General features: G+C 59.2%; 10 protein-coding genes. 5 read left to right on the top strand and 5 right to left on the bottom strand.

What is annotated here, in order from left to right:
- Positions 1–62 precede the first annotated feature (62 nt).
- The 5 genes from VH599_09710 to VH599_09690 all read left to right on the top strand — a co-directional run bounded on the left by VH599_09710 (position 63) and on the right by VH599_09690 (position 9,411).
- Positions 63–2,255, top strand: a complete 2,193-nt coding sequence (locus tag VH599_09710; protein HEY7348576.1) for a tetratricopeptide repeat protein — start codon at positions 63–65, stop codon at positions 2,253–2,255.
- A gap of 1,043 nt (positions 2,256–3,298) precedes the next feature.
- Entirely contained in the window at positions 3,299–5,881 is a 2,583-nt protein-coding gene (locus VH599_09705; protein ID HEY7348575.1) for a transglycosylase domain-containing protein, read from the top strand.
- Between the two features lie 400 nt (positions 5,882–6,281).
- On the top strand, positions 6,282–7,430 hold the full coding sequence (locus VH599_09700) for a DUF2797 domain-containing protein (protein ID HEY7348574.1): 1,149 nt from the start codon (positions 6,282–6,284) through the stop codon (positions 7,428–7,430).
- A gap of 186 nt (positions 7,431–7,616) precedes the next feature.
- Positions 7,617–8,246, top strand: coding sequence for a transcriptional repressor LexA (gene lexA, locus VH599_09695; protein ID HEY7348573.1), 630 nt, complete (start codon positions 7,617–7,619; stop codon positions 8,244–8,246).
- A gap of 310 nt (positions 8,247–8,556) precedes the next feature.
- Positions 8,557–9,411, top strand: coding sequence for a DedA family protein (locus VH599_09690; GenBank protein ID HEY7348572.1), 855 nt, complete (start codon positions 8,557–8,559; stop codon positions 9,409–9,411).
- Between the two features lie 66 nt (positions 9,412–9,477).
- Here VH599_09690 and VH599_09685 read toward each other — a convergent pair whose 3' ends face one another.
- From VH599_09685 to pcaB, 5 genes are all read right to left on the bottom strand, one after another.
- Positions 9,478–10,569 carry a cobalamin-independent methionine synthase II family protein gene (locus VH599_09685; protein HEY7348571.1) on the bottom strand — a complete coding sequence of 364 codons (1,092 nt, stop codon included), beginning with the start codon at positions 10,567–10,569 and terminating at the stop codon, positions 9,478–9,480.
- A 104-nt stretch (positions 10,570–10,673) separates the two neighbouring features.
- Positions 10,674–12,242: a 4-coumarate--CoA ligase family protein gene (locus VH599_09680; GenBank protein HEY7348570.1), complete on the bottom strand. Its 1,569-nt coding sequence runs from the start codon at positions 12,240–12,242 to the stop codon at positions 10,674–10,676.
- A 117-nt stretch (positions 12,243–12,359) separates the two neighbouring features.
- On the bottom strand, positions 12,360–12,836 hold the full coding sequence (locus VH599_09675; GenBank protein ID HEY7348569.1) for a flavin reductase family protein: 477 nt from the start codon (positions 12,834–12,836) through the stop codon (positions 12,360–12,362).
- Positions 12,837–12,972: 136 nt separating this feature from the next.
- Complete coding sequence (gene pcaD, locus VH599_09670) at positions 12,973–13,758, bottom strand: 3-oxoadipate enol-lactonase (GenBank protein HEY7348568.1); 786 nt, start codon at positions 13,756–13,758, stop codon at positions 12,973–12,975.
- Positions 13,755–15,113 (bottom strand): 3-carboxy-cis,cis-muconate cycloisomerase, encoded by a 1,359-nt coding sequence (gene pcaB, locus VH599_09665; protein ID HEY7348567.1) that lies wholly within the window; start codon positions 15,111–15,113, stop codon positions 13,755–13,757. The genes pcaD and pcaB overlap by 4 nt, the downstream gene beginning before the upstream one ends.
- Between the last annotated feature and the right edge of the window lie 13 nt (positions 15,114–15,126).

Raw genomic sequence — 15,126 nt, 5'->3', positions numbered from 1 at the left:
AAATGCGGCAAGCGGCGCGGCAACGCGGTTATAACGCAGCTATAGAGAAAGGATCGACGCTGATGAGTCAGGAGATGGATGCGGCAGCGACAATTGGCGATGGGTCTTCCGACGCGCCGGAACAGGCGCCTGCTCTGGCCGTAGAGGTAAATCGAGCCGTCCAGGTGGGAACTGGGGAGGGCGCGCCGCCGCGCCTGGATGGAGACGCTGCCAGAGGTTCTTCTGAAGCGGATGCGGAAGAATCGGCGCTGGCCGCGCTCCAGCAGATGGTTGACACGGCCCCTGACCGGATCGATCTCTGGCGGCAGTTGGGCGCTGAGCAGATCAGGCGTGGGCATGCAAGCGAAGGGTTGGAGGCGTGCCGCCAGGCGCTGGCGCTTCAACCGGCGGATGGCGCCAGCTGGAATCTGGCGAGTTGGGCGTTGAATGAGCTGCGCCGCTATGAAGAAGCTCTGGAGGCCAGCAGGCGCGCCCTGAGTATTGACGCGCGCCTGAAACATGCCTGGAGTAATCTGAGCCACGCGCTGCTGGGCTTAAAACGCTATGAGGAAGCGCTGGCGCTGTGCGATCAAGCCCTGGCGCAAGCGCCGCCAACGGCATCGCTTTGGGCGAATCGAGGCTGTGCGCTCTTGAAGTTGGGTCGGCTTGAAGAAGGGCTGGCAAGCTGCGAGCGAGCGTTGGCGCTGGACGGGAAGGATGCGGTAGCCTGGCATAATCGGGCATGGGCGCTGAACGAACTGCGCCGCTATGAGGAGGCGCTGGCCGCCAGTGAGCGGGCGCTGGCTATCCAGCCAGGATACCCGCCAACACTGGCTTGCAGAGGCTGGGCGCTGATCAAACTGCGGCGCTATGAGGAGGCGCTCGGCGCCTATCGCCAGGCAAGCGTGAGCGATCCAACCGATCTGGCCGTCTGGAATAACCTGGCCTGGATTCTGAATAAACTGCGGCATTTTGCTGAAGCCCTGGAGGCATCGGATGAAGCGATGCGGCTCGACGAAGCGCATCCGGTGGTCTGGAGCAATCGGGGCTGGGCGCTGAATGGCCTCTGGCGCTATGGCGAAGCCCTGGAAGCCTGTGAGCGGGCGATTGCGCTTGAAGAGACGCTGGCGCTGGCCTGGAATAATAAGGGCTGGGCGTTGAATGGGCTGCAACGTTATGAGGAGGCGCTGGCCGCCTGCGAGCAAGCCATTCTCCTGACTCCGACACTCGCCAGCGCCTGGAGCAACAAAGCCCAGGCGTTGAACGAACTGGCGCGCTTTGCCGAGGGGCTGGCTGCTGCGCAGCAGGCATTGACGTTAGACCCTGCGCTGACGCATGCGCTGGATAATGTCGTCTGGTCGCTCAATGCCTTGAGCCGTCCTGATGGCATCCTGATTGGGGCTGATGCCGACGGGCTGGCGCTTCCGGCGCTTCCGCCGGTCTGGCATCACAACTTCTGGACACGCGCTATGGTCCGGCGTTTTCAGCAGGCGCGCGCTGCCTGCCAGGAGGCGGCACAGGCTGACCCCTCTCGCGGTGCGCTCTGGGCGCAGTTAGGCTATGCGCTGGCGGCGCTGCGGGCTGATGCTGAGGCGCTGCGGGTCTGCGAGCGCGCAGCAAACCTACAGCGTCCAGCATTGGCGGCAGCCAGCAACCGAAGCTGGCTGTTGAATAAGGCTGGTCGGCATGCTGAAGCGTTGGAGCTTTGTCGAAAGACGCAGGAGGAGGCTGGCGCTCTGGGGCAGTCCATACCGCCATCACTGGCAGCGGCGCTCTGGGCGAACGCGGGGATTGCTCTGGCGGCCCTGGGGCGCGTTGAAGAGGCGCTGGCGGCTTATCAGCAGAGTGCTCACCTGCGTCAGAGCGATGCGGTGCTATTTTGCAGCAGCGCGGCGCTGCTGCGCCGTTTGGGACGCGCCCAGGAAGCCCTCGACGTGAGTGAGAAAGCGCTGTCGCTTAATCCCTATCTGGGCCTGGCCTGGTGCGAGAGGGCTGGGGCGCTGCTGGCTCTTGAGCAGGCAGATGAGGCGCTGAGCGCGAGTGAGCGGGCGCTGGCCCTCAATCCCTATCTGCCAGAGACCTATCTCTATCAGGCGCGCGCGTTGCTGGCGTTGCAGCGCTATTCCCATGCTCTCGGCGCTTGTGAGCGCGCCTTGCGGTTGGATCGCCGCGCTGCGGAGGTCTGGGAATGCCAGGTTGAGGCGCTGCGTGCGCTGGGACGCCTTTCGGAAGCTGAGGCCGCCGAAGCTCAGCGATTGGCGGCGATTCCTCGATAAGTAGGGCGGCTCACCTGCCTCATTTTGCTGCTTGTAAAAGGCTGATGCCAAAGAGGCTCATGCGTTTGTCGAAGTGTGTACAAATGGACATGATCAAAGCATTGCATTTTTAATGAGAATAAGCTACAACTTCTTACAGAAGCATTCAATACACGCTGTCCCGGCCTTCTTATATTCATGCCTGCGCCACTGATTGCTTCATAGTGCTTGACGCATACACGACCTCTCAAGCGCTTATCTTAACTCTTCAATGAGGTCTGCACAAATGAGTATACATACCTGTTTTGCGAATGCGAGAGTGGAGTCTCTTTTTAGCGCCAGCCTCTTGCCGGAGAACCAGCCGTTTCATCTTGCTGAACATGTAAGGATGAAGAATCGCAAGTACCTGCTGCTCTTGCGCCGCGAGGACACGTACCAGGGTCAGCCCTTTGGCTTATGACCCTGAGTGTGTCATCCCGCTAACGATCCTCCTATCGTTGTCGCGCGTGAAACGCTCAGGAACCAACGGCTAGTGTTGGGGTGTATGTCTCTTGAATGGATGTTGAATAGTCATCTGGTCCTGGTAGCCTGGCCTCCTGGTAGCCCTGTATCCGCATAGACGGCTCGCCCTGGCGCTGCTTTCTCTGCGGTAAGCTCATCAATAAACCGTATCGTTTCTTGCTAATGAATGTGGTTCTTTAATAGGGAAACGCTGTATCACAAGCAGTTCTCTTCGCCCAACGGTCTCCTCTCTTCTCAACGCGGTTCAGGTAAGAGATCGGCGAGCGCGTATTCATCGTCCGGCGTTAGGATATGCGCCAGAAAGGGCCAGCCCTCCTTTCTAGCGTCTATCCGTTCAATTCACGCCGCAGCCCGGTAAGAAGCCTTGCGGCGAGAGGGGTAGTCCTCCTATGGCTCTGGATTCTCGAACGGAACGCCCTGAAGGGGCCGATGACCAGCCATCACCGTCATCTTCGTTGTCGTCACCAATGCCATCACCACGCCCCCACTCCTCTGGCTCCTCGACGCCTGCTGGTCGCACGCGTTTTCACCATTGGGAAAGTTTGCGCCCGCAGCTGCACGACCTCTGGGGGGAGCGCAGCCAGGCTGTTGGTGAGGCGCTCTGGGCGGAGAAAGCGGCAGCATCTGCGCCTGTTGTTGGAACGCGCTTTCAGCACTGGCAGCATTTGCGGCATCGCCGCCCGATCAGTACACATGAGCTACCAGCCGGAAACAGAACGCAGCCGCTGGAGATGGAGCCAACGCCTGATGAGCCGCTCCAGCAGCCTCTGTCGGGGAAGCCATCAAAAGCGACGACGCCCCTGCGACCTACAGGGCCAGTGCTAAGTGTACAGTTGCTGCCGGTGCGTGTTTCGCTGCCAGCAGTGGTTGAGTCTGAAGAGATAACACTGGATGCGATACCGGAAGAACGGGCGCTGATTGTGCCGGAGACAACCGAGCGTGCGGTACGGAAAGTAATCCCTCCAGGGCCGCCAGCGATTGGAGCGCCGCTGCCGGGGCGGCCCTATACCCGCGCGCAGGTGCTGCGTCGGCACTGGAAACGCGGGCGTTTGCATTCGTCCACCCGTCGCTATCGCCGCCACGAGCGGCGTGTGGGCGTGGGGTTGTTTGCAAGTGTGCTGGTTCCATCGGTTCTGGCGATTATGGTGCTTGCCTCGTTGGCCGGACTTGGCTTGCTCTATTACTCCTATGCGCAGCTACAGGTGACGAACCTGGTCTCCGAGCTTCCCAAAGACAGTTTGAAAGTCTACGACTCGCAGGGCAATGTGATCTATGAACTGGCCGATCAGGGGTTGCAGACGACGGTATCGCTTGACCAGGTTTCGCTGAATGCGATTAACGCGACCACTGCCATTGAAGACAAAGACTTCTGGCAGAATCAGGGTGTTGATTTCCTGGCAGTGGTGCGAGCGGCATCGGATGATCTGCGCAGCGGGGAGATCGTATCGGGCGCCAGCACCATTACCCAGCAGTTGATTAAGAATTCAGTCGTGGGACCAGCGCCGACATTTGATCGCAAGCTGCGCGAGATGATTCTGGCGCTTGGAACGACGCGGGAATATTCCAAGCAGGAGATTCTCAGCTTCTACCTGAATACGATCTATTACGGCGAACAAGCCTATGGGATTGACGCTGCCGCGCATATCTACTTCAATCTGCCTGATTCGCCGCAGCACCCGGCGGCCAGTAAGCTTGATCTGGCGCAGGCGGCGATGTTGGCCGGGCTGCCTAGAGCGCCCTCGCAGTACGATCCGGCTGTCAATACAGAGCAGGCGTTGGAACGCCAGAAAACGGTGCTTGGGCAGATGGTGGTGGCAGGTTATATCACTTCAGCCGACGCGGTGCGGGCTGAGCAAGAAGCGGCCAGGAAAGGCTTTATTCATCTAGGGCATGCCACGAATGCTATCCCCAGCGTCTCGAACTATGTGATGCGTGAATTGCAGGGGCTGATGGACAGCGGCCAGATTCCTCCTGGCATTTTGAGCCGTTCGGGTCTTCAGGTGATGACAACGCTGAATATGACCCTGCAAAACCAAATCTTGAAGATTGCGCAGGCACACATTAAAGACATGCAGGCAAAGCATCATCATATGTCAGACGCATCGGTGGTGATGATTGATTACCATACCGGAGCAATTCAGGTGCTGGTGGGCAGTATTGAGAAAGGCAGCCAGTTTGATGTGGCCTCGCAGGGGTATCGCCAGCCAGGCTCTTCTTTCAAGCCGTTTGTCTACGCGACGGCATTTAAGAAAGGTTGGTCGCCTGGCACAGCGATCAGCGATACGCCAGTGCATATCTTTGTCTCCGAAGGTGAACCGATCTATTCGCCGGTCAATTATGATCATCGCTTCCACGGCGAGATGACCCTGCGCCACGCGCTCCAGAACTCGTTTAATGTGCCAGCGGTGAAGGTAGAGCTGTTTGCCGGGATCAAGCCATCGCTGGCAACGGCTCAGGCTATGGGGATCGGCAGTTATCTGGGGACACCCGCGCCCTCGATGGTGCTGGGCGGCTTGAGCGTGCATTTGCTCGATGAGACTTCAGCCTACGGCGTCTTCGCAAACGGCGGCATTCGGATGGCTCCGTACATGATCCAGGAGATCCGCGACAGCCAGGGCAATCTCATCTATCAGCATTCTGATGCAGGCAAACGTATTATCAGCCCGCAGGTTGCGGGACTGATTACCAATGTTCTCTCTGACGACAAAGAACGTCAGTATGAATTTGGCGTGTGCAGCCCGCTGATGCTCTACAATGGCAAGCCCTACAGCGCGGAGTGCCAGAGCGGGCATACCGGCGTCGTTCGCCCGGCGGCGGCCAAGACCGGCACAACGGGAGATTTTAAGGATAACTGGACAGTGGGCTACACCAGCGATTATGTGATTGGTGTCTGGGCAGGCAACGATAACGGCGCTCCGATGGTCAATGTCACCGGCGTTGATGGCGCTGCGCCAATCTGGCACGATAGTATGCTGCTGGCCGAGCAGGGGCATCCAATCGTGCAATTTGTCTTGCCGCATGGGCTGGTGCGCGCCAGGGTCCATTATGCTGATGGCGTGACCAGCACCGATTGGTATCTGCCGGGAACTGTGCCGAAAGGTGGCGTGATTCTCGGCAAGTCTTGAGGCTTTGTCAGCGATAAGACGCCCCTGCCTGATAGCTCGAAAGGATGCCAGGCAGGGGCCATTTTCATGAGCTGGCGATCAGAGGTTATGCCAGGGCGGAAAAATAGAAAAGTAGAACTTCTGTTTGTTTCTTTTGCGCGGTTGTGTTATGATTGCAATAGCACAGTGGTTGCTTTAACTGCTGATAGAAGCACATACAGATGAGCCTGGTTGCGTGAAATGCGCGATGAATGCAGCAGAACGCTGATGATGACAGGCTGAAGGAGCGCAGTAGACTCAGGCACGATTCGTGCTGCCAGTTCGCTGCTTGTTCAGAGAGAGACTGGTGATACGAGGGCGGGGGAGCTAGCGGGGAGAAAACGGTACAGCATCGTTTGACGCACAGAAGATGAGGAGCCGCATGCCAACGGAGGCAAGAACCGCAGGGCCATATAAACCGGATCAAGTGGGCCAAAAGCATAGGCTGCCAGGCGCTCGTGGCGCTATTTCAGATGTTTTTGATCCTACTGCTGTTCGCCCTTCCCAGCATCTCATTGCTTATGAATGGGCGCCGAAGCCGGGCGCTGCTGCTGGAGCAGAGAGCCAGGCGAAGGGAAACGCGCGCCTGGAACTGCTCTTGCGTCCCTGGCCGCTGCCTGCTGGCATGGCCGATCCGCCTTTGCGTCGTTTCCCCATCGAACCGGGTCTGAACCTGCTTTTTCGTCTACACGAACGTCTGCGCCTCTGTGTTGGCTACCGTGATCGCGCGACTTTTAAGCGCCTGCCCTGCCCGCAGCAAGGCGAGGAACTGGGGAGCGTTGAGCGTGGGCCGGATTACGCCCGCGTCTTTCAATGTTCGGCCTGTGCCGAATTGGAGGGCGTGCCTGAATGGCTGCGCCACGAAGCGATGCCTCGCTGGGTTGGGTTAGAGACGCCTTCGCCTGCCGCGCTGGAGCAGGCTCCCTACCTCTCTGAGCCACATGTGGTCTATCTGGCGGCGTTTGGGCCAGGGCGCGTCAAAGTGGGTGTGGCAATCGAGCGGCGCGTGCGGCTGCGTTTTTTGGAGCAGGGCGCGCATCTGGGCGCGGTGATCGCTCGCTGCCCGGATGGCTTCGCGGCGCGACGGATGGAACGTGCCCTCTGTGATCTGGGGCTGATTGATCGGGTCCGCGCAGCCAGCAAGATTCGCGGCCTCTACCCTTTGCTGGCCGATGATGAGGCGCGTGAAGAGATCGATAAAACCTTTCACTATGTCGCTCGCCATCTCAAAACGGAGGAAACCTCTCTGCTGCTGCCCGCGCCAGAGGTTGAGGATTTTCGCCAGTTTTTTCGCTTGCAGACCCTGCGCGCACAGCCTGAGCGGCTCTTTCCGACCGTAGATGTACCTATTCATGGGCGGGTGCTGGCAACAGCGGGAAGTTGTCTCGTGCTGGAGCGCGATGGTGGTCGCCTCTGGGCGGTAGATATAGCAGGCTTGCGTGGCGCGCTGCTCTCCATTGCGCGCTTCCAGGGAGGCGTGATCTCGCAGATGGATCTGTTCGGCGATTTTGTAGGTGAGCAGGCTGGCTAACTGGCGTCTCCTCAGGCGCTTAGGAAAATTCGTTCAAGAAACCTCTTGACAGCGCGCGTGGGGTTTGGTATGCTACAACTAGTAGAACGTGGGTTCTATCGGTATACGGCGTGGGCAGCCTCCTTCGTGTAGACCTGACCAGGGATCAGGGATCGGACCCCGGCGAGAGGAGAGTTTGAGGGTACAATGGATGACATGAGCGCGAAGCAGCGGGCGATCTATAGCTTCATTCAGGAGTATATCCAGGAGCATGGGCGCCCCCCCACCAATCGAGAGATTGGCGGAGCGGTGGGCATCGAGTCCACCGGACATGTGGATTACCATTTAGGCGTGCTGGAGAAGAAGGGCTTTATCAAGCGTGAAGGCCATACCAGCCGTGGCATTCGCCTGACTCAGCAAGGGCTGGAGGTGAAAGGGCGCATTGCTGCTGGTCAGCCGCTCGAAATCTACGATGTTCCCGACCAGCACGTTGATCTGACCCGGCAGGCGTATAACGGAAGGAAGTACCTGCTGGAAGTCAGAGGCAAGTCAATGATCGAGGACTGCATTGATGATGGCGATTATGTCCTCATCGATCAGGAGGCGGCTATTGAGCCAGGCGATGTGATTGTGGCCTGCAACAATTCAGCTGATTCCAGCGAGCGCGGTGCGGCCACGCTCAAGCGCTTCTTTAAGGAGAAGAACCGGATCGAGCTGCGTCCGGCCAATTCGCAGATGAACTCTATTTTTGTGGATGCGACGGAGTGGGAGCGCGACTGGCAGATTCAAGGGAAGGTGCGCGCTGTCTATCGCCTGTTTGAGCGCCCTCGGCGCTAGCGCGTAATGCCCTTCCCGGTTTCAGTACCTATTTTTAGAGCAGGACCAGCTTGCAAAAAGCTGGTCCTGCTTGTTTGATGGTCGGCAAAAAAGATGCACAAGATGCGAAGGTTGATGAATTGCTCCAGGGACATGAGGCATGACAGGAAAAACTTCCCCCTGTGTGACTTGTCCCTGTTCCTATGCGTTCCATTAACAGTTATGCAACGGCTATCCGTTAAGGGCGTTCAGGGTATGAAGCACATTTTCCATCAATGCTTCTTTGCTATTTTGCTGGATTCTGCCGCGAAGAGGGCGAGGGCTGAAGGTTATGGAACATCTCATCGTAGCAAGCATCACTGAGAGTATTATTGATCTTATTCGCAACTGGTATGTCACCTTTGGGTATCTGGGTATCGTCCTGGCAATGGCAATTGAAAGCTGTTGTATTCCACTGCCCAGCGAAATTGTGATGCCGCTCGCGGGCATCTATATTGTGGCTGCCGCTGGTCCGTCTGCCTTTCTGCCCTCGCTGATCGGGGTGGCGGTGGCAGGCGCTGTTGGGTGCCTGATTGGATCAATTGTGGCCTATGGGATTGGCCGCGCGGGTGGCCGCCCGATGCTGCTGAAGTATGGGCGCTATGTCTTGATCTCGCAGGCTGATTCGGACCGCGCGGACCGCTGGTTTGGGCGTTTTGGCCCACCAGTGGCGTTTTTCTCACGCCTCTTGCCGGTGGTGCGCACGTATATCTCGTTGCCCGCTGGTATCTATCGCATGAACTTCGTAAAGTTCTGCATCTACACGGTGCTGGGTTCGCTCCCCTGGTGCTTTGTGCTGGCGTTTGCCGGTTATAAGCTGGGCGACCAATTCGAGGAACTTGGGTCCATCTTTCATGGAGCCGATATTGTAATTGGGATCGTGATTGTGGCGTTGGCGGCCCTCTACATCTATCGCCACATCAAGCATGAGCGCGCGGCGCGGGCAGCGCAGGCAGCGCGCATGGCCCAGGCGCAGCGACGGCCTGATAATTGGTCTACCCATCAATCAGAGTGGGAGCCGCGTCGGGAAGTTGGTAGGCAAGGGCGGGTACGCGAAGAGTGGAATCAGGAGGATATGAGCGGGGGCCAGGGGTATCCAGGCCACCAGCGGATGCCTGATAACCAGGGACCGAGGCGGCCCCGTTAGCGCAAAGCTACTGGCAGCGCCGCCTTCCAGGCGGCGCTGCCAGTGAACAAACCGAAAACCCACTCCTTACGCCGAAGCGCCCCAGACCTCGCGCGCCACGCTTGCCACAATTTCAAGCTTGCGGCGCTGATCATCAGGTGAAATATGGTTGCCTTCCATCGTGGAGGCGAAGCCGCACTGCGGGCTGAGCGCCAGCCGCTCCAGCGGGATAATGTGCGCCGCTTCCTCAATGCGGCGGCGCAGTTCATCGGCGGTTTCCAGTCGTGGCTTCTTGGTTGTGACCAGACCCAGGACCACGTGGCGATCCTCTGGCACATGCCGCAGCGGCTCAAACCCTCCTGAGCGGTCATCGTCATATTCGAGCAGGAAGCGCTGGAAATGGGTCTGGGCAAAGATGCGCGAGATAGGTTCGTAATCTCCGCTGGCGTAGAATCTGCTCTGGTTGTTCCCGCGACAGATATGGATGCCGAAGGTCACGCCAGGATGCCCATCAATGATCGCGTTGTCCATTTCGATACACACGTCAATCATTTTGTCGGGGTCGTTTCCGCGCTGGCGATAGCCGTCGCGCATCTTGGAGTCGAGCAGCGCGGCATACTGGGGGGCGTCGATCTGGATGTAGGAGCAGCCCAGGCGAATCAGTTCCTCGACCTCCCGGCGCGTGAAATCAACAATATCGGACAGGTAGGCGTCGCGGGTTGGATACGCTGATTTCGACTTCTCAGGATCGTAGTAAGCGGCGGCCTGCTGGGCGCTAATCATGGTCACTTTGCCAGGGCGCGAGGTACGCGAGCGCAGGTAGACCCACTCCTCGGAACACATGCTGCGTTTCCATTGGAGCCGTTCCGCCACTACCGGGCGCTTGAGAACCAGTTCTTCGCCGGTCTCATCTCGGAACGGAATGGCCCAGCCGCCAAACTTATCGAAGCCGGTAAGAGAATCAATCAGGTGTCCGTAGAAAGCGTAGCGGCGCAGTTCGCCATCGGTGATGATGTCAATGCCAGCCGCTTCCTGAAGGGCGATGGCTTCGTTCACTGCCCGATCTTCGATGGCCTTGAAGGCGGCGGCCTCAAGCTGCCCAGCTTCAAGCTGTTTCCTCGCCTCTGCCAGATAGGTGGGCCTGAGCAGGCTGCCCACCACTTCGCTGCGATAGGTCATGTTCGAGAACCTCCTCTGCCGTCTTAGCGGCGCTCTACATAGGTTATGTCCGTTCCGCAAGGCAATTGTATTGCCTTGCGTCTTCAGCGCATCTGTTGGCAAGGCTATTGCCTGGCTCGTTCCTGTTCAATCAAAACCCGGCGCAGAATCTTGCCGGAAGGCGATTTGGGGATTTGCTCGATGAAGTCGAGCCGCCGGATTTTCTTATGCGGCGCGACCCGTTCGGCCACGTAGGCCATAATCTCGTCGGCGGTGAGGGCTGCGTCGGGCTTGAGGACCACAAAGGCTTTGGGAACCTCGCCCGCTTCCTCGTCCGCGCTGGGGATTACGGCAGCGTCGGCAATGGCCGAGTGCGTCAGCAGGACAGCCTCCAGTTCCGCCGGAGCTACCTGAAAGCCTTTATACTTGATCAGTTCTTTCAAGCGATCAACGATATAAAAATAGCCGTCTTCGTCAGCATAGCCAATATCGCCGGTATGCAGCCAGCCATCCGCGTCAAGCATGCTGGCAGTGGCAGCAGCATTGTTGAGATAGCCTTTCATTACCTGCGGGCCGCGCGCGCAAATCTCGCCCTCCTGGCGTGGCCCCAACTCAGCGCCAGTCGCAATATCCACCACTTTGCACTCGGTATTGGGCATGCAGATGCCAACCGACCCGACTCTGGCGTTGGAGGGGTCCAGGGGGTGGAGCGTTGCGCCAGGGCTGGTTTCGGTTAAGCCCCACGCCTGCACGACCAGGCAGCGCAGGCGCTGCTCGCACGTTTCTTGTATTTCTTTGCCCAGCGGCGCGGCGGCAGTGACCATCACGCGCAAATGGGAGAGGTCGTAGTTATCAACGATGGGCTGCTTTGCCATCGCCAGCATAATCGGCGGGGCCATATAGCTCACTGTGACGCGATGGTCTTGCATCGTCTGTAAGAACTGGGGGAAATCGAAGCGCGGCAGGGCGACGATGGTTGCTCCGGTTGCCAGGCCGAGGCTCAAAATCACCGAGAGGCCGTAGATATGGTAGAAGGGCAGCACTCCAATAGCTGTATCGCCTTCGGTAATCATGCCCATCGGGGTGAACTGGCAGATGTTCGCCACCAGGTTACGGTGGGTCAGCATGACCCCTTTCGATAGACCCGTCGTGCCGCTGGAGTAGGGCAGCGCGACCACATCATCGCGCAGGTTCACCTCGACCCGCGGTACGGCGCCATGACTCTCCAGCAGCGCCGCAAATGAGGTAACGCCGGGCGCTTCGCCAAAAACCATCACGTCCTGCACGCCGGAGCGTTGCTGGCCCGCCAGGGCTTTCTCCAGGGAGGAGGGAACGGTGATGAGGTATTTCGCCTGGGCAGCGTTCAACTGGAAAGTCAGTTCATCAACGGTATAGAGCGGGTTAATGGTGGTGGTTGCGCCGCCCAACAGGGCAGCGGCCAGAAAAGCGATAGGGTATTCCAGCAGGTTCGGGCTGTAAAGGGCCAACACGTCGCCCTGACGAAAGCCCCGCTGGGCCAACCCTGCCGCGACATGCCTCACAGCGTCGTTGATCTGCCCATAGGTATAGGTCTGGCCTGTGACGCCATCAATGAGAGCCGGTTTCTCAGCCAGGCGCTCGGCATGGCGCAGCACAAAGGATGCAAAGGGGACTTCGGGGATGGTGACATCGGGGAACGGACTGCGGAAGATCATGCTCCCCTCCTTTATCTTCCTGTTGGAGATTCACCGGCAACGAAGGTTGCCTCAGGTCTGCTGGTTCAGCTTCGGGGATCAAGGGCCAGCGAGTTTCGATTGGCAGGCCGCGCGCAGCTATCCTGCGTGCCGATACCCGGCTGCTTTCATAGTCAGGGCTTCGCCTTCGCGCTGCATGCCTACATCAATGACTTCACCGACAATGATGGTTGAGTCGCCCGCAGGCGCGCTGGCGGTCACACGGCATTCCACCCAGCCCAGGGCATCATGGAGCAAAGGACAGCCGGTTGCGCTCAGATCATAGGCCAGTCCCTTCAGCTTATCGGGGACTTTGAAGGCGGTCTTGCCCAGCGCCCCAGCAAGATCGCGCTGCCCGCTTTCATAGATGTTGACGGCAAAATGCTGCGAACGCTGAATCATGCCAAGCGATTTGGAATCATTCTCCACCGAAACCATGAGCATAGGTGGGTCGAAGGATGCCTGTGAAAGCCAGTTGGCGGTGAAGGCGTTTACCTCGCCGTTATCGGCGACAGAGACGGCATACAGCCCATAGGTAAACAGGCGCAGCACCTGTTTCTTGACAGCTTCATCCATTATTCCTGCTCCATGAAATACTTCCAGAGTAGCACAAAAATTGTAACACATCGGCAGACCGGGCTGAATTGGTTCCTTCGCCGATGCTTTATAGCATGCCAGGTCAGAGTATGTCAGGTTGTCGGCGCCAACCGCCTCAAGAGTGAACAAGAAAGGCGCTGACCGCTTTGCTGAATGCTTCGGGCTGTTCCACGTTCGACAGGTGCGCGGCCTCGCGGAGAATCGAGAGTTCACTTCCCGCGATGGCCGCGTGAAGTTCTCGCGCTTGCGATGGTGGCGTGGCCTCGTCTAGTTCGCCAGCGATGATGAGTGATGGGGCGCGGACGGCGGCCAGCTTTTCTCGCAGGTCTGCTTCGCGGAGGGCTGCGCAGGCTCCCTTGTATCCCTGGGGGTCTATCGCATCGAGCGTCTCGCTGAACTGTTGCACTATCTCAGGGTGCTGCTGGCGGAATTGCTCACTGAGAAAGCGCGCGAGAACCATGTCCCGTACAGCGCCCATGCCTCCCTCGCTTACCTGAGCGATGCGTGTATTCCAACCTTCCACTGTGCCGATCCGCGCGGCGGTGTTGGCGAAGACCGCGCGAGCAACTCGCCCCGGATAATGCGCCGCGAACCACAAGGCGATCAGACCACCGAGCGAAAGACCGCAGAGATGCGCCCGCTCAATCTGTAATGTGTCCAGAAGCGTGAGGAGATCGAGTCCAAACTGCTCGATAGTATATGGCCCCGCAGGCGCATCGGAAGCGCCGTGACCCCGGCAGTCGTAGCGAATGATGCGCAGGTTGCGGCTGAGCATCGCTGCCTGGGGGTTCCACATGCGCAGATCGGTCCCAAGTGAGTTGAGCATCACGAGCGCCGGGGCATCGTCTGGCCCGTCAATGCGGTACGCGAGGCGTACCCCGTTGGCGACAAAGGAGTTCATATATTACCTCGCTCAGAGAGCATCTTACGGTAGGATTCGAGGGCGCGGTTGATAAATACGTCCGCGCTGCCCAGATACATGGTGGGGTCGAGCGCCCGATCAATCGCTTCAGGGGGAAGGATGGCCCGAATCTGTGGCTCCGCCAGAGCCGCTTGCCGCAGGCTCGCACCTGATCTCACAGCCTGCTCACAGGCTTCTTTAACAAGACGCTGAGCCTCTGGTCTGCCCAGGTGTGAAGCGAGCGCCATCGTCAGCGGCTCGGCCATAATCAGTCCCCCAGCCAGGTCGAGGTTCGCCTGCATACGCTCTGCATCAATCAGGAGGCCGCTCAACGCATCCCGAACCCGCTCGACTGCGCCAGCGGTGAAGCGGAATAGATCAGGGATAGCAGCCCATTCCGCCTGCCATCCTCCTGCGGCGCGTTCGTGTTCCTGGGCCATCGCGGACAAGATCACCGGCACCACTCCCACCGCCAGGCGCGCCGACGCGAGCGCGCCAGTCGCATCAACCGGATTGTGTTTCTGCGGCATAGCGGATGAGACGCCCTTTCCAGGGATGGCGCCCTCCGAGGCTTCGCCGACCTCGGTTTGCGCGAGAAGGGTTATATCGCCAGCTATCTTCGCCATTGCCCCGGCAATCACGCCAAGCGTTGCGGCAATTGCGGCGATGCGGTCACGCTCGGTATGCCAGGGGAGGTCCGGGGCTGGAAGGCCCAGTTCTTCGGCAAGGAGTTCTACCACCCTGGGTCCATGATTCCCCAAGGCGGCAAGTGTCCCTGCGGCCCCCCCTAGCTGTACGGCCAGTGTAGAGCGCCGATGCTCACGCAGCGCCTGTACCTGGCGCGCTGCCAGGGCCAGCCATCGCGCCGCCTTGAGGCCAAAGGTGATGGGTATTGCTTGCTGGAGCAGCGTTCGCCCGGCCATCAGCGTGTGGCGGCGCTGCTCGGCGAGCGTGGCGCAGGCTGAGCATACGCCGAGCAGCCCTTCCACGAGCAGATCAAGCCCGTCTCGCATCTGAAGCATGAGCGCGGTGTCAATCACGTCCTGGCTCGTTGCGCCCCAATGGACGAACTTCTGCGCGGCGCCTTCGATACAGGCTGTGAGCATGCGTACCAGGGGAATGGCTGGTGTGCCAGCCCGCGCTGCCTCGCGATACAGCGCCCCGACATCGAACCGATCCTCTTTGCAGGTGGCCGCGATGACTATTGCCGCCTCCTGGGGAATGACGCCCGCGCGAGCCTCCGCGCGAGCGAGCGCAGCCTCAAATGCGAGCATTCCCCGCAGGTGCGCCGCAGAAGAGAAGGCGGCAGACATGGCCGGTGTGCTAAACAATAACAGGTCTATTGGCTCGGACATGGGGCATTGCCTT

Source organism: Ktedonobacterales bacterium, assembly GCA_036557285.1.
GTDB lineage: Bacteria > Chloroflexota > Ktedonobacteria > Ktedonobacterales > DATBGS01 > DATBHW01.
The sequence above is the reverse complement of the archived record's forward strand: the minus strand, read 5'-3'. Positions and strand labels throughout refer to the sequence as shown.